Origin of the sequence: Bradyrhizobium ivorense, assembly GCF_900696085.1 — a bacterium.
Lineage (GTDB): Bacteria > Pseudomonadota > Alphaproteobacteria > Rhizobiales > Xanthobacteraceae > Bradyrhizobium > Bradyrhizobium ivorense.
Genome location: NZ_CAADFC020000008.1, coordinates 267,280 through 284,963, shown reverse-complemented (window position 1 = coordinate 284,963; position 17,684 = coordinate 267,280). Strand labels below are relative to the sequence as shown.

20 protein-coding genes and 1 riboswitch are annotated in these 17,684 nt (G+C 65.9%); of the genes, 8 read left to right on the top strand and 12 right to left on the bottom strand.

Annotated features, from left to right (window positions below):
• Nucleotides 1-20: 20 nt before the first annotated feature.
• Together CI41S_RS12425 and CI41S_RS12420 are read right to left on the bottom strand one after the other, a co-directional pair.
• Nucleotides 21-749, bottom strand: a complete 729-nt coding sequence (locus tag CI41S_RS12425) for a response regulator (RefSeq protein ID WP_139859246.1) — start codon at nt 747-749, stop codon at nt 21-23.
• Complete coding sequence (locus tag CI41S_RS12420) at nt 746-1,297, bottom strand: MarR family winged helix-turn-helix transcriptional regulator (protein WP_139480936.1); 552 nt, start codon at nt 1,295-1,297, stop codon at nt 746-748. Before CI41S_RS12420 ends, CI41S_RS12425 begins: the two co-directional genes overlap by 4 nt.
• Nucleotides 1,298-1,629: 332 nt before the next feature.
• Between CI41S_RS12420 and CI41S_RS12415 the strand changes: the two genes are divergently transcribed.
• The 5 genes from CI41S_RS12415 to CI41S_RS12395 all read left to right on the top strand — a co-directional run bounded on the left by CI41S_RS12415 (nt 1,630) and on the right by CI41S_RS12395 (nt 6,078).
• Complete coding sequence (locus tag CI41S_RS12415) at nt 1,630-2,709, top strand: branched-chain amino acid aminotransferase (RefSeq protein WP_139859244.1); 1,080 nt, start codon at nt 1,630-1,632, stop codon at nt 2,707-2,709.
• A gap of 404 nt (nt 2,710-3,113) precedes the next feature.
• On the top strand, nt 3,114-3,572 hold the full coding sequence (locus CI41S_RS12410) for a YegJ family protein (protein ID WP_244626489.1): 459 nt from the start codon (nt 3,114-3,116) through the stop codon (nt 3,570-3,572).
• A 154-nt stretch (nt 3,573-3,726) separates the two neighbouring features.
• Nucleotides 3,727-5,241, top strand: coding sequence for a histidine--tRNA ligase (gene hisS, locus CI41S_RS12405; protein WP_139859240.1), 1,515 nt, complete (start codon nt 3,727-3,729; stop codon nt 5,239-5,241).
• Between the two features lie 109 nt (nt 5,242-5,350).
• The gene (locus tag CI41S_RS12400) at nt 5,351-5,554 is read left to right on the top strand and encodes a tautomerase family protein (protein ID WP_024581090.1); all 204 of its coding nucleotides are present in this window, start codon (nt 5,351-5,353) and stop codon (nt 5,552-5,554) included.
• Between the two features lie 113 nt (nt 5,555-5,667).
• Nucleotides 5,668-6,078 (top strand): thioesterase family protein, encoded by a 411-nt coding sequence (locus tag CI41S_RS12395; protein WP_139859238.1) that lies wholly within the window; start codon nt 5,668-5,670, stop codon nt 6,076-6,078.
• A 205-nt stretch (nt 6,079-6,283) separates the two neighbouring features.
• Here CI41S_RS12395 and proC read toward each other — a convergent pair whose 3' ends face one another.
• Both proC and CI41S_RS12385 read right to left on the bottom strand, forming a co-directional pair.
• Nucleotides 6,284-7,048: a pyrroline-5-carboxylate reductase gene (gene proC / locus CI41S_RS12390; RefSeq protein ID WP_172628010.1), complete on the bottom strand. Its 765-nt coding sequence runs from the start codon at nt 7,046-7,048 to the stop codon at nt 6,284-6,286.
• Nucleotides 7,049-7,309: 261 nt separating this feature from the next.
• Nucleotides 7,310-7,810, bottom strand: coding sequence for a type III secretion system chaperone family protein (locus CI41S_RS12385; RefSeq protein ID WP_139859236.1), 501 nt, complete (start codon nt 7,808-7,810; stop codon nt 7,310-7,312).
• Between the two features lie 445 nt (nt 7,811-8,255).
• Nucleotides 8,256-8,409, top strand: a riboswitch (FMN riboswitch).
• Between the two features lie 78 nt (nt 8,410-8,487).
• On the opposite strand from CI41S_RS12385, the gene CI41S_RS12380 reads away from it, so the two are divergent.
• Together CI41S_RS12380 and CI41S_RS12375 are read left to right on the top strand one after the other, a co-directional pair.
• The gene (locus CI41S_RS12380; protein ID WP_139859233.1) at nt 8,488-9,069 is read left to right on the top strand and encodes a 6,7-dimethyl-8-ribityllumazine synthase; all 582 of its coding nucleotides are present in this window, start codon (nt 8,488-8,490) and stop codon (nt 9,067-9,069) included.
• A 100-nt stretch (nt 9,070-9,169) separates the two neighbouring features.
• Complete coding sequence (locus CI41S_RS12375; RefSeq protein WP_139859231.1) at nt 9,170-9,976, top strand: SDR family NAD(P)-dependent oxidoreductase; 807 nt, start codon at nt 9,170-9,172, stop codon at nt 9,974-9,976.
• 24 nt (nt 9,977-10,000) lie between these two features.
• Here CI41S_RS12375 and CI41S_RS12370 read toward each other — a convergent pair whose 3' ends face one another.
• The 8 genes from CI41S_RS12370 to CI41S_RS12335 all read right to left on the bottom strand — a co-directional run bounded on the left by CI41S_RS12370 (nt 10,001) and on the right by CI41S_RS12335 (nt 16,943).
• Nucleotides 10,001-10,528, bottom strand: a complete 528-nt coding sequence (locus CI41S_RS12370) for a ParB N-terminal domain-containing protein (RefSeq protein ID WP_139859229.1) — start codon at nt 10,526-10,528, stop codon at nt 10,001-10,003.
• A gap of 417 nt (nt 10,529-10,945) precedes the next feature.
• Complete coding sequence (locus tag CI41S_RS12365) at nt 10,946-11,899, bottom strand: ribose-phosphate pyrophosphokinase (protein ID WP_172626691.1); 954 nt, start codon at nt 11,897-11,899, stop codon at nt 10,946-10,948.
• A gap of 179 nt (nt 11,900-12,078) precedes the next feature.
• Nucleotides 12,079-12,693 (bottom strand): hypothetical protein, encoded by a 615-nt coding sequence (locus tag CI41S_RS12360; protein WP_139859226.1) that lies wholly within the window; start codon nt 12,691-12,693, stop codon nt 12,079-12,081.
• 264 nt (nt 12,694-12,957) lie between these two features.
• Complete coding sequence (pgeF, locus tag CI41S_RS12355; RefSeq protein WP_139859223.1) at nt 12,958-13,725, bottom strand: peptidoglycan editing factor PgeF; 768 nt, start codon at nt 13,723-13,725, stop codon at nt 12,958-12,960.
• Nucleotides 13,726-13,727: 2 nt separating this feature from the next.
• A complete protein-coding gene (locus tag CI41S_RS12350) occupies nt 13,728-14,783 on the bottom strand; it encodes a class I SAM-dependent methyltransferase (protein ID WP_139859317.1) in 1,056 nt (351 codons plus the stop codon).
• 56 nt (nt 14,784-14,839) lie between these two features.
• The gene (gene lgt, locus CI41S_RS12345) at nt 14,840-15,706 is read right to left on the bottom strand and encodes a prolipoprotein diacylglyceryl transferase (protein ID WP_139859222.1); all 867 of its coding nucleotides are present in this window, start codon (nt 15,704-15,706) and stop codon (nt 14,840-14,842) included.
• A 5-nt stretch (nt 15,707-15,711) separates the two neighbouring features.
• Complete coding sequence (locus CI41S_RS12340; protein WP_139859220.1) at nt 15,712-16,203, bottom strand: GNAT family N-acetyltransferase; 492 nt, start codon at nt 16,201-16,203, stop codon at nt 15,712-15,714.
• An 8-nt stretch (nt 16,204-16,211) separates the two neighbouring features.
• Nucleotides 16,212-16,943 (bottom strand): dienelactone hydrolase family protein, encoded by a 732-nt coding sequence (locus CI41S_RS12335; protein WP_139859217.1) that lies wholly within the window; start codon nt 16,941-16,943, stop codon nt 16,212-16,214.
• Between the two features lie 178 nt (nt 16,944-17,121).
• Here CI41S_RS12335 and CI41S_RS12330 point away from each other — a divergent pair, with 178 nt between their 5' ends.
• Entirely contained in the window at nt 17,122-17,391 is a 270-nt protein-coding gene (locus tag CI41S_RS12330; protein ID WP_139480907.1) for an accessory factor UbiK family protein, read from the top strand.
• Nucleotides 17,392-17,684: the final 293 nt, after the last annotated feature.

The following is a 17,684-nucleotide window of genomic DNA, read 5'->3' as shown; positions in this document are numbered from 1 at the left end:
GCAAATTCTTCGGCAGCTGCTTACGGCGAGGCCACCAGGCGATAGCCGATGCCGCGCACCGCCTGCAGGAACAGCGGATTGGCGGGATCATGCTCGATCTTGCGGCGCAGGCGGTTGATCTGCACGTCGACCGCGCGCTCGTTGACGGTGCCGCCGCTGGTCAGCGCGGCACGCGGCACGGTCTCGCCCGGCGCGCTGGCGAGGATGCGCAGCATCTCGCGCTCGCGGTCGGTGAGATGGATGATCTCCTCGCCCTGGCGCAGTTCGCTGCGCTCGATATGAAACAGGTAGGGACCGAACGCGATCTGCTCGACCGCGGTGACCTGCGGCGGCGCGGTGCGCTTGAGGATGTTGCCGATGCGCAGCACCAGCTCGCGCGGCTCGAACGGTTTTGCGACATAGTCGTCGGCGCCGATCTGCAGGCCCTCGATGCGGGCTTCCGCCTCGTGGCGCGCGGTCAGCATGATGATCGGCACGGTCGAGGAGCTGCGAATGAAGCGGGCGAGGTCGAAGCCGTTTTCGCCGGGCATCATCACGTCGAGGATGAGCAGGTCGAAATGCAGCCCCAGCAGCTTGGCGCGGGCGTCGGTGGCGCTCATCGCCGTGGTGACGCGATAGCCTTCGCCGGAGAGGAAGCGCGACAACAGGTCGCGGATGCGGCGGTCGTCGTCGACCAGCAGAAGATGCGGCGCATCGTCGGCCGGCTCCGCCGGCGTGCGCAGCACGGTTGCAGCCTGCACCACGGTCACTCCCTTGCTTTTCTGCCGCCGAAGATCGCCTCCAGCACCTTGTCGGGATCGTCGCGGTCGATCATGGCGCGCAGGAACTGGCGAACCGTCTCGACACCCTCGGCATCGATTCCGGCGATTGCGCGGTTGATGCGATCGGTCTGCAGCCCGGCGAGCCGCGCGACCAGCGCTTCGCCCTTGGGCGTCGCGTAGAGCAGGCGCTGCCGGCGGTCGTTGTTGCCGGTCTTCTGCACGATGTAGCCCTCGTCCAGCAGCTGCTTGAGCACGCGCCCGAGCGATTGCTTGGTGATTCGGAGCACGTCGAGCAGATCCGCGACCTTCAGCCCGGGATAACGGGTGACGAAGTGGATGACCCGGTGGTGGGCGCGGCCGAAGCCGAACGCCTCCAGCTCCTGGTCGGCGTCACCGACAAAGTCCCGATAAGCGAAGAACAGCAGCTCGATAATGTCCCAGCGCAGTTCGCGCGCACCCGCCGGAGCGGCGGACGCGGCCTCGCTCCCCTGCGAATCGGGCTTGGCTGCCATGCCTGAGTAATTTATGTCAGTCATATTGACGTATCTTGGGTTCAATGTTACAAAACTGCCTGTCGCGACGAAACATTAGGTCGTTTCGCCCTCGACAGCGTTTGAGGCGGCCTGAAAGAGCCAGTGATGGCGGTTTGGGCCGCAAATTGGACTACCGTGCGATTGTCGAGCGGCATTTCGGCAAACATACTGGACTTCAGCAATCCGCAAAAGCATGTCTAACCGGCATGTTGGCAACGGAACCGGCCCGTCGGCCGGAAGTGGTGAAGTTCAGGCCGACCGAGTCCTTAGGCCCGGGAGAAACGGGCCGGCGCCGAGACATCGCGCCGGTTCCGACAGCGGAAAGCAACAAGAAGATGAGCTTGAAATTCGATATCCAGCCTGCGCCCAGCCCGACGCCCGAGAAGGAGCGCGTGGCGAAGCTCGTGGACCCCGGCTTCGGCCGGATCTTCACCGATCACATGGCGATCGTCCGCTATAACCAGGCCAAAGGCTGGCACGACGCGCGCATCGAGGCGCGGGCGAATTTTCCGCTCGATCCGGCCGGCGCCGTCCTGCATTACGCACAGGAAATTTTCGAAGGCCTCAAGGCCTACAAGCGCGACGACGGCGGCGTGAACCTGTTCCGCCCGGACGCCAACGCACGGCGCTTCCGTGATTCGGCCGAGCGCATGGCGATGGCGCCGCTGCCCGAGGACGTCTTCATCGATGCGGTCGACCAGCTGGTGCGGATCGATCGCGCCTGGATTCCGGGCGGCGAGGGCAGTCTCTATCTGCGTCCCTTCATGATCGCGAGCGAGATCTTCCTCGGCGTGAAGCCGTCGGCGGAATACATCTTCTCGGTGATTGCCTCGCCGGTCGGCTCCTACTTCAAGGGTGGGCCTGCGCCGGTGTCGATCTGGGTGTCGGAGAATTACACGCGCGCTGCGATCGGCGGCACCGGCGCGGTCAAGTGCGGCGGCAATTACGCCGCGAGCCTGCGCGCGCAGGCCGAGGCGATCCAGCATGGCTGCGATCAGGTGGTGTTCCTCGACGCGGTCGAGCGCCGCTACATCGAGGAGCTCGGCGGCATGAACGTGTTCTTCGTGTTCGACGACGGCTCGCTCGCGACGCCGCCGCTCGGCACCATCCTGCCCGGCATCACCCGCGATTCCATCATCGCGCTGGCCAAGGACGCCGGCACCAAGGTGCGCGAGGAGCCCTACACGATCCAGCAATGGCGCGCTGACGCCGCCAGCGGCAGGCTGAAAGAAGCCTTTGCCTGCGGCACCGCGGCGGTGATCTCGCCGATCGGCAAGGTGTGTTCGGCGAGCGGCAATTTCGAGATCAGCGGCGGCGTCGCCGGTCCGGTCGCGATGGGGCTGCGCAAGAAGCTGGTCGACATCCAGTACGGCCGCACCAACGATCCGCACAACTGGATCCGCAACGTCGCGTAAGGTGCGCGTGAGCGTAAGGCAGGCACGCTCTCTGATTCCCTCGCCCCGCGCTCTTGTCCGCCGAAGCCCGCCTTCGGGCGAAGGCGGATGCGGGGTCGAGACGAGCGAAGCTCGCTCTCGGAGGGTGGGGTGAGGGGCTCATCTCTCCGCGGGCACCGCCTTCGCAATAGACCGCGTGCCATGCCCCTCACCCGAAATTCGCTCGCGCGAATTTCGTCCTCTCCCCGCAAAAGGGCGGGGAGAGGTGAAACGCCGTCACTTTCCTGTGCGATCGGCCGTGGTTTGGTGAACGGCCCGGCGCGGACGCGCGACAAAGGCCTCGGTTGCTGCTCCGATCACCCAAGCCGCTCGCGTGACATATGGCCAAAACACTCACACCACGCCTGAACTGCGCCGCGCTGATCATGGCTACGGCGTTCTCGTTCGCGGCACCCAGTTTGCCGGCCCGGGCCGAAACCATCATCGACGTTCGCACCGCCGACGCGGAGATGAGTGCCGCCATCGCCCATGCCCGCGAGACGCTGCCGACCTTCTGGGCCTCCTATGAGGCGCCGAAGCCGTCCGAAACTGGCCATTCGCTCAAGGTCCGCTTCCCGACCGGCGGCAGCCGCGGCGAGCACATCTGGATGGCCGACGTCAAAAAACTGCCGAACGGCGGCTATTCCGCACGCTTCGCCAACCAGCCGCGCGATCTGCCGGGCAAGCGGGTGGGCGATCTGGTCGAATTCAAGCAGGCCGACATCTCGGACTGGATGTTCATGCGCAACGGCAAGATCGTCGGTGGCGAGACCATCAAGCCGCTCTTGAAGTCGATGCCGAAGGCCGAGGCCGACGCCCTGCGCGCGCGGATGGAGCAGCCGTAGAGCATGATCCGGACCCGGAGGGCCGCGTTAGCGCAAAGAGCGAAGCGGTTTTCCGAAAAGATCATGCTCAAACAAAGAGCTAAAGCGCGACGATCGCGCTTTAGGCGGCAAGCCCCGGGTTGCCGCAATTCGCGGCGGCTGGTAAACGCCGCGCATGGCCGACAAACCCAAAAAACCGCAGAAACTGAAGGCGCGCCTGCCGCGCGGGCTGGAGGATCGTGGCCCGGCCGCGATCAACGCCACGCGCCAGATGGTCGAGAAGATCCGCGCCGTCTACGAGCTCTACGGTTTTGAGCCGGTGGAGACGCCGGCGATGGAATACACCGACGCGCTCGGCAAATTCCTGCCCGACCAGGACCGCCCCAACGAGGGCGTGTTCTCGTTCCAGGACGACGACGAGCAGTGGATCTCGCTGCGCTACGATCTCACCGCGCCGCTGGCGCGCTACGTCGCCGAAAACTTCGATGCGCTGCCAAAGCCGTATCGCTCCTATCGCTTCGGCTATGTGTTCCGCAACGAAAAGCCCGGCCCCGGCCGCTTCCGCCAGTTCATGCAATTCGATGCCGACACGGTCGGCTCCGCTTCGCCGGCGGCGGATGCGGAGATCTGCATGATGGCGGCCGACACGATGGAGGCGCTCGGCGTTCCGCGCGGCGCCTATGTGGTGAAGGTGAATAACCGCAAGGTGCTCGACGGCGTGCTCGAGGCGATCGGGCTGAGCGGCGAGGAGAATGCGGCGCGCCGCCTCACGGTGCTGCGTGCGATCGACAAGCTGGACAAGTTTCCCGCCGACGAGGTGCGCAAGCTGCTGGGTCCCGGACGCTGGGATGGCGGCGAAGAGGGCAAGGGCGATTTCACCAAGGGTGCCGACCTGAGCGATGCAGATGCTCACATCGTGCTAGCCGTCACCGAAAAGCGCGACGATTGGCGAGAGGCGATTGCTGCCGCTGACATCTATTTGGCCAAGAGCGAAGTCGGACAGACCGGCGTGGCCGAGCTCGAAGAGATCGCCAAGCTGGTTGCGGCATCGGGCTATGGCGAAGATCGCATTCGCATCGATCCCTCGGTGGTCCGCGGCCTCGAATACTACACCGGCCCGGTCTACGAGGTTGAGCTGCTGCTCGACACCAAGGACGAGAAGGGCCGCCCGGTGCGGTTCGGCTCGGTCGGCGGCGGCGGCCGTTACGACGGCCTGGTCTCGCGCTTCCGCGGCGAGCCGGTGCCGGCGACCGGTTTCTCGATCGGCGTGTCGCGCCTGCAGGCTGCGCTCACCATGCTCGGCCAGCTCGATACGCGCGCCGAATTCGGCCCCGTCGTCGTCACCGTGTTCGACCGCGACCGCGTCGCCGACTACCAGAAGATGGTCGCAGCGCTGCGCCAGGCCGGCATCCGCGCCGAGCTCTATCTCGGCAACCCGAAGAACATGGGCAACCAGCTCAAATACGCCGATCGGCGCAACTCGCCCTGCGTCATCATTCAGGGCTCCGATGAAAAAGCGCGCGGCGAGGTGCAGATCAAGGATCTGATCGAGGGCGCCAAGGCCGCGGCCGCGATCGCCTCCAACCAGGAATGGCGCGAGACGCGGCCGGCGCAGTTCTCCTGCGCCGAGGCCGATCTGGTCGCCAAGGTGCGCGAAGTGCTGGCGCGGCATGACGTGAAGTGGGGATAGCTGGATTGCCCTGCGCGGGCTTGACCCGCGCAGCCATCTTCAAAAGGATGGCGCGCCGAACCCGGCAATGACCGGTTCGCATGTCAACGATAACAAGGGAGTTTTTCCGATGCCCGAGATCACCGTCAGCATGGCCGCCGGCCGCACCGAGGAACAGAAGCTCGGCATGATGCGCGACATCACCCAGGCGCTGGTGAAGAACCTCGGCGTCGACGCGGACGCGGTCGTGATCCAGATCAACGAAGCGCCGCTGCATCACAAGATGAAGGGCGGCAAGAGCTTCGTCGAACGCGCTGCGGCCGCGAAGAAGTGACGCGTTAGCGTCATTCCGGGGCGGCCCGTCAGGGCTGAACCCGGAATCTCGATCCGCCACTTCTGGATTCCGGGTTCACGCTTCGCGTGCCCCGGAATGACGTCTGAGGCACCATGGACGCACGCGACTTCATCACAATCGGCATGAGCGCCGAGCGCATGCTCGTGGTGCCGCCGGAGCGCACGGTCGGGCATTTCGTGCCCGGAATGCCGATGGTCTATGCGACGCCGATGATGATCCTTGAAATGGAGATGGCGTCGGGCGATGCCATCCGCGCCGCGCTGCAGCCCGGCTGGGTCACCGTCGGCACCGAGGTCGACATCCGCCATCTCGCCGCAGCGCTGGTCGGCGCCACGGTGCGCACCACCTCGAAGGTCATCGCGGTCGAGCGCCGCGTGATCCGCTTCGAGGTCGAAGCTTTTGAAGGCACGCGCAAGCTCGGCGAAGGCCGCCACGCCCGCGGCCTGATCAACGTCGCGAGTTTCAACAAGCGGCTCGCCGGGACGTCGGGGCAGGCGCCGTAGACCGGTGCGTCTGCGCTGGCCACAGACTCCAACGTCATCCTGAGGTGCGAGCCTTGCAGCGCTGTTGCGCTGCTGGGCGAGCCTCGAAGGATGGGCCGCGGGCCGTGCATCCTTCGAGGCTCGCAAGAGCTCGCACCTCAGGATGACGGGCTTACAGAAATGCTCGCGGCGGTGAGCACGCTGGCGCTTTGCCCACCCTGCAATCCTACTTCGCCAATTCCTTCGAGCGCTTCGTCGCCGCGGCGATGGCGCGGGTCATCAGCGGCTGCATGCCGTCATCAGCCATCAGCACCTCGAGCGCCGCGGCGGTGGTGCCGCCGGGCGAGGTGACGTTCTGGCGCAAGGTCGCCGACGGCAGATCCGAACGGTGCAGCAGCTCGCCGGAGCCGGCGACGGTCGCGCGCGCGAGCGTGGTCGCGAGCGGCTCGGGCAGGCCGGCGGCAACGCCGGCGCGCGCCAGCTCTTCGGCGAGCAGGAACACATAGGCCGGGCCGGAGCCGGAGACCGCGGTCACCGCGTCCATCAGGCCTTCATCGCCAATCCACTCGACGAGCCCGGTCGCCTGCAGCAGCGCATCCGTGGTGGCGCGCTGCGCGGCGGTGACTGTCTTTGCCGGCACCGCAACCGTGATGCCGCGGCCGATCGCCGCCGGCGTGTTCGGCATCGCGCGCACCACCGCGCCGCCGACGACCTCCTCCAGCGCGGCGATCGTGGTGCCGGCCATGATCGAGACCACCAGCGTTGCGGGGCCGACGAACGCCTTCAGCGCGGCGCCCGCCTCGCGGAACGATTGCGGCTTCACCGCGACGACCAGCGTATCCACCGCGCCGATGTCCTGCGCTTTCGGATTGAGCCGGACGCCCTTTGCCGCGAGCGCGGAAATCTCCGGCGAAAGGTAGGGATCGATCACCACGACCCGCTCGGGCGCAAGTCCCTGCGCCAGCCAGCCGGTCAGCATCGCGCCGCCCATCTTGCCCGCGCCCGCAAGCGCGATGGTACCGGTGGTATTCGTCAATGCGCTGCTTGATGTGCTCACAGGGCGCTCCACACATTCTCCCGTCGTCCCGGCGAAAGCCGGGACCCATAACCACACGCGGTTCTAGTAAAGCGAGAAGGGAGCCACAAGTTCAAGTGTCATTGCCGGGCTTGACCCGGCAATCCATCGACTTGGAAGATTTTGCTGGATGGATGCGCGGGTCAAGCCCGCGCATGACGATCGAGTTTGCGGAGCCTACGCCTCGCCCTCGGTGTCGAACATCGCGGCGGACATCGCCTCGGCCGCCGACTTGCCGGCCCACACCACGAACTGGAACGCCGGGTAGTAGCGCTCGCAGGCGTGGATGGCGTTGACCACCATGGTCTCGCACTGCGCGGTGGAGGCGGTGAGACCGCCGGGCAGCACCAGCGCCTGGCGATGCATGATCATGCCGGTGTGGGTCCACAGATCGAAATGGCCGACCCACAATTGCTCGTTGATGGCGGCGACCAGCCGCTGCACCTCGGCGCGCCGCGCCGGCGGAATCTTCATGTCGAACGCGCAGGCGAGATGCAGCGCGTCGATCTCGCCCATCCAGGTGAAGGAGAGCTGATAGTCGGTCCAGTCGCCCTTGGAGACGATGGTCACCTCGTCTTCGCCGGAACGCTCGAACGCCCAGTTGTTGTCGGTGGCGATATCCTCGACCACCGCAAGCGGGTTGTTCCGGGATTCGATTACGCTTTCGAGGAGGGACATGCCGACTCGACCCTTGTTCTTATGATGATCGGTTGATACGCACACGGAAGCCGGCATGCGACAAACAGCGTCGTGGCCGAGTGCAGTTCCTTTGAGCGGGCTTCCGGATGCCCCTGGACCTGACGCGGATGAAGTGATGTGATTTGCGGAATCCGCGCAACCGCACGCCGAGTCCGTCCACAGCCAAAGCGCGCGTCGTCCACAACTGATCTCCGCCACACTTTTGATTTTGAGAACAAATCGGAATCGGCGTGGTGCCGTAACGGTTTGTTAACTATTTATCGGCGCCTCAAAGCGGCCGTGAATCAGCTGCGGGAGCGCGCGATCGCGCCGCCGAGCCTCGCGGGGCGCTCATGGGGACATGCCGATTCTCCGTGCCAAGGTGCTTGCCCGCCTGTCGCGGTTTAGTCATATTTGCTGTCAGGCACGTCCATCCCGGGCGTGCCGATGTTCTCAGGGCGGGGTGGAAATCCCCACCGGCGGTAAGGGTGATGAGCCCAAGCCCGCGAGCGCCTTCCTCCGCGAAGCCGGGAGAAGGGTCAGCAGATTCGGTGCAACTCCGAAGCCGACGGTTACAGTCCGGATGAAAGAGAACGGTTGCGGCAGCCCGCGCGGATTCGCGTGGGGCTCGTGTCGTTGTCCGTGTGCCCTGATTCTGGTCCTGAAAGAGGAAAGCCATGAATCAGATGTTGCAAGACGCTGAAGTCCAAACTTCTCAAGCCCAAGCCACCGAAACCGAAAATGCTCCCGACACGCCGGCGCTTCCGCCGGCGGTGGAGCATCCACGCTTCGCCAAGCCCCAGCGCGTCGCCTTCGTGCAATCGGCCTGGCATCGCGACGTGGTCGAGGAGTGCCGCATCGCATTCCTGCGGGAGATCGAAGAGCGCCACATCACCAATGTCGATGTGTTCGAGGTGCCGGGGTCGTTCGAGATTCCGCTGCATGCGCAGATCCTGGCGAAGACGCGGCGCTACACCGCAATCGTCGCCGCCGGCCTCGTCGTCGACGGCGGCATCTACCGCCACGAGTTCGTCGCCGACACCGTGATCAAGGCGCTGATGGACGTGCAGCTGCGCACCGAGGTGCCGGTGTTCTCGGCGGTGCTGACGCCGCAGCAATTCCACGAGACCGAGGTGCACTACGACTTCTTCCGCAAGCACTTCGCCATCAAGGGCGTCGAGGTCGCGGAAGCCTGTGCCAACACGCTGCTCAGCCTGGAGCGCCTGCGCGGCCAGGTCGCGGCCGGGATCGTCGGCTAGCACTGGTGCAAATGCGATCCCGGCATGCGCGCCGGGATCGCTCGCCTGCTGCGCTTTCGGCTATGCTTGCGGGCATAAAACAAAAGCGTGGGAGGCGTCCATGACCGAACAACATTCCACCGACTGGCTCGGCCTGTCGGGCCGCGTTGCCGTCGTCACCGGTGGAGGCGGCGGCATCGGCCGCGCCACGGCCGTCAGCTTTGCCCGTGCCGGCGTCAAGGTCGCCGTGATCGATCGCGACGAGCGCGGGCTGGCGGGGACGCAAGAGCAGCTGCGCGAGTTTGGCGAGCACCATCTCGTCCAGGCGTGCGACACGACGAGTGCCGACAGCGTCGCGGCCGCCGCCGACGCGGTGGAACGCGCGCTCGGGCCGTCCGACATCCTCGTCAACACCGCCGCGGTGCTGCGTCCCGGCGGGCTCGACACGCTGTCGCTCGCCGAATGGAATGCGGTGCTCGCGGTCAATCTCACCGGCTACTTCATTTGCGCGCAGGCGTTCGGCCGCCAGATGCGCAAGATCGGGCGCGGCAGCCTGATCCACGTCGCCTCGATCGCCGCCAGTAACGCGCAGGGCCAGAGCGGCGCCTACAGCGTCAGCAAGGCCGGCGTTGTGATGCTGTCGCAGCAGCTCGCCGCCGAATGGGGGCCGCACGGCATCCGCAGCAATGTGGTCAGCCCGGGCCTCGTGGTGACGCCGATGAGCCAGGCGTTCTACGATACGCCGGGGGTCACCGAGCGGCGCACCGCCGTGGTGCCGCTGCGCCGGATCGGCGCGCCGCAGGACATGGCGGATGCGACGCTGTTCCTGGCCAGCGACCGCTCGTCCTATGTCAACGGCGAGGAGATCATCGTCGACGGCGGCTATGCGCGGACCCTGATGAGCCACGTGCCGCGGCCGGGATTTTGAAGCGGCGGCGCGGCCGATCGGCAATCAATAACGGCCGCCACTGCCTTTTTGCTGCGTGATCCATTCCGACAAGGTCTTGGGTCGCGCTTCCGCTGTGCCGCGATTTGATTGGCCCGGAATTGCCTTGTTCCGGACCGCCGTCTGCGGGCGTTGTCGGAGCTCCCGCGCGTCCGGCGCCGTGGCGGCCTTTGACGCTGCGGCCAGATGGTCGGCGGCCTCCTTTTCGAGACGCAGTTTCTTCAAGCGCGCCATCTTGTCACGCTCAGCTTCGGCTTCAGCAGTGTCGGACAGCAGCGTCTTCGGGTGAGCGGTCTCGGCGGGCACGAGGAGCCCGATGATGGTTTCTTCGCCAAGCGCCTTGCAGGCTTCGAAGCGGTGCAGTCCCTCGACCAGAACGAAGCGGTCTTCGTCGGATCGAACCAGGATAGGAGCCTGCTGGCCGACGGCCAGAATACTTTCGGCGATTTCCTGAACCAGCTCGGGCTTGAGAGCTTTCTTCCGCTTCACCGGAACGTAGATCTTGTCGATCGGGAAGCTTTCCGGTTTGGGCATAGCTTCACCTCCGTAAGGATCGAGTTCCCATCCAGAGCACCAGGCGCCGGGAGCGGGACTTTAAGGATGAAGCGCCCGAGCGCCAAGGTAATTCCTTCGGGCCGACTGGACCACCCGCACGCGCGGGTGATGACATCGAGTTGGTCGATTAACAGTTGAAGCAGATCAACCCGTCATCCTGAGGCGCTCGCTCTGCGGCGCACTTGCGCCGCAGCGCGAGCCTCGAAGGATGAATCGGCCACAGACGGGGCCGTCGATCCTTCGAGGCTCGCAAGAGCTCGCACCTCAGGATGACGGATCCGACGGTGGCGCCACACGCTCACTGTCGTCCCGAAGGCTGGGCCCACAGGTTAGTGCCGCAATGGAGCGCGGTGGTGATGGGTCCCGGCTTCGCCGGGACGACGGCTAATACCGAACTTAGTCGAACAGGCTCGACACCGACTCTTCCGCGGCGGTGCGGCCGATCGCCTCCGCGATCAGGCCGGCGATCGAGATGGTGCGGATGTTCGGCGACTTGTTGACCGCCTCGGTCGGCAGGATCGAGTCGGTGATGACCAGCTCCTTCAGCCGCGACGAGGCGATGCGCGCGGCGGCGCCGCCGGACAGCACGCCGTGGGTGATGTAGGCCGAGACCTCCTTGGCGCCGTGCGCGATCAGCGCCTCAGCCGCGTTCACCAGCGTGCCGCCGGAGTCGACGATGTCGTCGACCAGGATGCAATTGTAGCCGGCGACGTCGCCGATCACGTTCATCACCTCGGACTCACCGGGGCGCTCGCGGCGCTTGTCGACGATCGCGAGCGGGGTGTTGATGCGCTTGGCGAGGCCGCGCGCCCGCGCCACGCCGCCGACGTCGGGCGACACCACCATCACCTTGGCGAGGTCGAACTTTTCCCTGATGTCGCGCACCATCAGCGGTGCCGCGAACAGATTATCGGTCGGGATGTCGAAGAAGCCCTGGATCTGGCCGGCATGCAGGTCGAGCGTCATGACACGGTCGACGCCGGCGCGCGAGATCAAATTGGCGACCAGCTTGGCCGAGATCGGCGTGCGCGAACCGGATTTCCGGTCCTGGCGGGCATAGCCGAAATACGGCACCACCGCGGTGATGCGGCGCGCCGAGGCGCGGCGCAGCGCGTCGGTGATGATCAGCAGCTCCATCAGATTGTCGTTCGCCGGATACGACGTCGACTGCAGGATGAACATGTCCGAGCCGCGGATGTTCTCCTGGATCTCGACGAAGATCTCCATGTCGGCGAAGCGCCGGACCACGGCCTTGGTCAGTTCGAGGCCAAGCCCCTTGGCGATGTCCTGCGCCAGCGCAGGATTGGAGTTGCCGGCGACGAGCTTGATTGATCCGTTCTTTGCCGACATCGATGCTTCCCCCCGCGCCTTGCTGGATACGACGTGCAGCATCTCAAGTCCTTACAGAACCGGCGGGTTTTCGGTGCGCGAGGGAATATCAGGATGGCGCCTCGGCTGGCAACCCATTAGCCCGGCTCGACCAGCGTTTTCTTGGGCAAAAATACCCCTTCTCCGGGGTATCGCGGGGTTTAGTTAGCGGAATATCCGAGCGCGACGGTCTCGGCCGCCGCCGGCGGTGGGGCGTTGGCGACCGCGGGGCCGCGCAGCTCGGGGGCCGGGCCGGGCGCAGGGCTCGCCGCGCCGCCATTGATCATGCTGGAGAGACCGCTGAGGCCGGCCTGGGCGATCTTGCGCAGCACCAGATCGTCGGCGGCGGCCCAGGCGTCGCGGCCCGCTTTGCCGGCGGGCTCCTCGCCGGAGAGGCGGAGCGCGCGCTGCTGGTTATTGTCGTAGACGTCCCACACCCACGCGATCACGGTGCGGCCGCGCACCACCTGCGCCGACAGATAGCTGCGGACGCGATAGGCCGCCGCGCCTTCGCGCGACACGATCGAGAGACTGCGCAGCTTCGATTCGCTGTCGAGCACGCCGACCATGCGGTCGAACACCTGCGGCGGCGGGCCGTCGATCGATTCGAACGTAACAGTCGCGCCGCTCGCCGGCGTTGCCATCGCATAGGAATCGGCCGCACCGCCGCCGGCGGCGCAGCCACCGAGCGTGCCGCCGATCGCAAGCCAAGTCGCGGCGATCGCGACGCGTACGATCGTCCCGGTTCGAGACTGGCTGTTTGACGCTTCCCTCATTTGCGTCCTGCGATATCGTTAAAACCGCTTAACGTCTAGGGCAGCGAGGGCACAGCGCCGTGAGCGAAACCGCCCGCAAAGGGGATGGATGGCAGGCTCGCCTGAAGAAACCACGGCAAAACAAGAATCTACGGCCTGATTCTGGGCCGACCTGAGCCAGGCCGCGGGATCGCATTTCTGTGTTCAGTCGGCCAGATGATGCCGCATCGCCTCGGTGATCCAGCTCCATTCCCGGTTTGGCTGGCATCCGGCGATTGTCCGCGCTCAGCCTTCCAGCGCGATCGCGTGAACGTGGCGGCCGTAATCGGCTTCCTTGCGGTGCACGGAGCGGCGATAGCTGAAGCAACGCTCGTCGGCATAGGTGTCGATGCCGAGATCGTCGATCATCAGCACGCCGGCATTTTCCAGCCGCATCCGGATGAAGCCGGCGAGATCGAACATCGCATGGCCGTCGCGTTCGCCGGGGATGAAGAACATCCCGTTCTCGGCATCGGCATCGATGAAGCGCGCGACGAACTCGCTGCCGACCTCGTAGGACTCCTGGCGGATCATGGGGCCGATCGCGGCGACGATGCCGCTGCGGTCGGCGCCGAGCTTCTCCATCGCGGCGATGGTCGATTCCAGGATGCCGGTCAGCGCGCCCTTCCAGCCGGCATGCGCCGCGCCGATCACGCGCGCATTGGGATCGACCAGCAGGATCGGGCCGCAGTCGGCGGTGGTCACCGATATCGCGAGGCCCTCGGTTCGCGTCACCAGCGCGTCGGCCTTGGGACGCGGGGCGCCGTTCCACGGCTCGGTGACGACAGCGACGTCGGGCGAATGCACCTGATGCACGCTGATCAGCTGCGCGAGCGGCACGCCGAGCTGCTCGGCCATCCGCCGCCGGTTCTCGGTGACCTTGGCCGGATCGTCGTTGGAGCCGAGGCCGCCATTGAGGCTGGCGTAGACGCCGTCGGAGACGCCGCCCTCGCGCGAGAAGAACGCGTGGCGCAGGCCCGGAATGGCCGACAGCAGCGGAGATCCCAGTGTCATGACTATTCAGCCTCGTCAGGTTGATCGCTGAGGCCGGCGATCGAGGTGAGGCGCGGATCGGAGATCGCCATCGCCTTGAACATCGAGCCCATGCCGCCGCGGCCCGAATCGGTCAGCCGCTTCAGCGCAGCGGCAATGTCGGCGGAGACTTCCGGGCTGGCCTTGGCCATCAGCCCCGCGGCGCGGGCCTCGACGCCGAGGCGCTTGAGGAAGTCGCCCTGCGTCACCGGCCCGTGCACGTTGGCGCCGACATCCTCGGCGGCCCGCGCCAGCGCCTGGAAATCGACATGGGCGGTGATGTCGGCCTCGCCCGGGTTCTTCAGCGGGTCGGCGAAGCTGTGGCGCGCGATCGCCTGGAAGGTGTCGCCGGCGTCGCTGCGCAGATGCCCGTAGTCGATGATCAGCGCGGCGCCGTCCTGGTCGCGCACCCGCGTCGCGAGCTTCATGATCTCGGTGTCGGGCCGCCATTCGAAGATCGCGCCCATCGGCGCGGCGCGCACCAACGGCGGCAGCAGCACCTCGAAGTTCGGCACCGGGTCGGGGGTGGCGGCGAAGTACAGCCGGCCATTGGCATCGATCCCGACGGTGCGCTCGTGCCAGCCGGTCTCGCGCCGGACCATCTGGTGGATCGGCAGCACGTCGAAATATTCGTTGGCGAGAATGACCGCGGGTCCCTCGGGCACCTCGTCGATGCTCTCGTGCCAGGTGATGTTACGCACCCCCGCCAGCGTCGCGCTCTGTTTTTCGCGCAGCACCGGGTTGACCTCGACGAGGTGGATGCTGAGCGACTGGTACAGCGGCGGCAGCACGCGGAGCGCGCGCAGCGCATCGGCCATCATGGTGCCGCGGCCGGGCCCGAGCTCGATCAGGCGCAGCGTCGCCGGCGAGCCGATCGCGCGCCAGATCGAGGCGCTCCACAGCCCGAGCAGTTCGCCGAACATCTGGCTGACTTCCGGCGCCGTGGTGAAATCGCCGTCGCGGCCCAGCGGATCACGCGAGAGATAGTAGCCGTACTGCGGATGCATGAGGCACAATTCCATGTAGCGCCAGACCGGCATCGGCCCGGACAGCTTGATCAGCTTCCTGATCTCGTCCAGCAGAGGAGAGGGGTCGCTCACGGCTGTCCTTGAACTGAGCTTGAAACGGAGTCGGGCGCCGGCCCGTTCGCCTTGCGGCGGACGGCGGCCACGATGATGATAGCGCCGACAATAATCATTGGCACCGACAGCAACATACCCATGGTTAACCCGCCCCACAGGAATCCGAGCTGCGGGTCGGGCTCTCTGAAATGCTCGCCGATGATTCGGGCAATGCCGTAGATCGCGATGAAGCTGCCGAGGATCAGGCCGGGCCGCCGCAAGGCCCCCATCCGGATCATAATGGCGAGGATGGCAAACAGCACGATGCCCTCCAGGCCCGCCTCGTAAAGCTGGCTCGGATGCCGCGGCAGCGGCCCGCCATTGGGAAAGATCATGGCCCAGGGCAGGCTGGCCTCGGCCGGGCGGCCCCATAATTCGCTGTTGATGAAATTGGCGAGGCGGCCGAGGAACAGCCCGATCGGCGCCACCGCGGTGGTGATGTCGCCAAGCGACAGGATCGAGATGTTGTTGCGGCGGGCAAACCACATCACGGCGGCGACGCAGCCGAGGAAGCCGCCGTGGAACGACATGCCGCCCTTCCACAATTCGAGGATTTCCGCCGGGTGCTCGATGAAGAACGGCAGATTGTAGAACAGCACATAGCCGGTGCGGCCGCCGACGATGATGCCGATGGTGACCCAGAGGATGAAGTCGTCGAGCTGCGGCAGCGTGATCGGCGCTGGTCCGCCCCACAGCCGCTCCTTCTTGATCAGCGAGCGGGCGTAGATCCAGCCGAGCACGATGCCGACGATGTAGGCCAGCGCATACCAGCGGATCACGATCGGCCCGAGCGAGACCGCGACGGGGTTGAACACCGGAAAGTCGATCAGCAGGAACGGCATCGGGATCAGAGCGCTTTCGTATAGACGGCGTAGGGCACGCCATGGATCGGCGGAGCATCGTGGCGCTTGCCGAAACCCATCTTCAGATACATCGGCAGTGCGACCGTCATGATGGGGCTCGTGTGCAGCGCGATCATCGGACTTAGGTCGCGCCGTGCTCGCGCAATGCATTCCGAGGTCAACGCATGCCCGAGTCCCTTGCCCCTGTCGACGGGGTCGACGACCAGCATGCGGATGATCGGCCACTCCTGGTCGAAGAACGCGGCTTTTTTAATGCCGGGACGGAAGTAGGCGACCGCGCCCGCCGCCCGGTCGCCGATCTCGGCGACGATGATCTCGCCGCTGGAACTGAGCTCGGAGGTTTTTGCCAGGCCGGCGCGCATCGCCGGCCAGTCGCTGTACTGCTCGCGGAATTGGTCGAAGGCGGCGAGCGCGAGCCGGTTCACCGCGCCGGCGTCGGACGTCCGGTAGTCCCGGATGCGCGCGCGCTCCGTCATCGCTGTGCCTAGACCAGGTTGCGGCGATAGAGCGCCAGCAGCCGCTCCCAGTGCCGTTCGGCGGCGTCGCGGTCGTAGACCGGGCGCTTGAGGAAGGCAAAACCGTGATGCGTGCCGGGATAGATCTCGACCTCGTTGTTCGATCCCTTCATCCCCGCCTTCACCCGCTCAATGATCTCGGCCGGCGCGTAGATGTCGGTCTCGGCGCAGGCGAAATAGAGCTCGGCCTTGGTCTTGGCTGCGGCGAGATGTGGGCTGTCGGGCTGATCGGTCGCCAGATGGGTGCCGTAGACCGAGGCGGCGGCCTTGACCCGATCAGGGAAATGCGTCGCCGCGTTTACCGCATAGCGGCCGCTCATGCAGTAGCCGACGGTGCCGACGATTTTGGTGTTCGCTGCCTTCTGGGTCTCGGCATAGGCGAGCAGGCCCTTGGTGTCTTCCATCACCAGCGGGATGTTGAGCGAGCTCATCAGCGCGAACATCCGCTTGCGCTCCGGCGATTCCGGATCGGGATTGATCGGGCCGAGCTCCATCACGCCGGCGCGGTAGTACATGTTGGGCAGCATCACGTAGTAGCCCGAGGTGCCGAGCCGCCGCGCCATGTCGCGCAGCTCCTCGCGGATCGCCGGCGCATCCATGTAGAAGATGACGACGGGAAACGGGCCGCCGCGCTCGGGATGGGTGATGAAGGTGGTGGTCTTGCCGTCCTTGGTCTCGATCTCGACGGTGTGCTCGATCATGGCGTTTCTGCTCGCGTTGAGAGGTGCGATTTCTGTTGTGGGTTCAATACGATTGCAAGGAAAGGCTGTTATGACAAGGCGAGCCGGGTGGGGCCTGCCATTCGCGCCGCACTTGAACCTGTCGGCGCGGATCGCCATTGTCTTTGCGCGCCCCTAGTGAATGCGGAGAGCCTGCCAGATGACCCAGACCAGCAACCGGTTTTTCGACGAGATCGGCCGTCTGATGAACGACGCCGCGGGCGCCGCCCAGGGCGTCAAGCGCGAGGTCGATCAGGTCATGCGCAACCAGGCCGAACGCATCCTGCGCGAGCTCGACGTGGTCAAGCGCGAGGAGTTCGACGCGGTCAAGGACATGGCCCGCCTGGCGCGCGAGGAGAACGAGACGCTGAAGGCGCGGATCTCAGCGCTGGAAGCCAAGCTCGGCATCGCCCCGGGAACGCCGGGCTGACCTTTTCACCCTCCCCTGGAGGGGGAGGGTCGGCTCATATTGAGCGCAGCGAAATGTGAGCCGGGGTGGGGTGAAGGTCCCTCCGCTCGACCAGTGCCCGTGTTGGGAGATCACCCCACCCCGGCCCGCATGCCGCTTCGCTGCATGCGGTCCGACCCTCCCCCTCAAGGGGAGGGTGACGCAAGAAAATTTCCTTCATTTCCTTGTCATTTCGCCCCTTTGGGGCTAAAAGCCCGCCACGTCCGCGGCCCCCGCACCCCTGGAGGCTTGCTGTGGACTTGAGCATGGGCCGC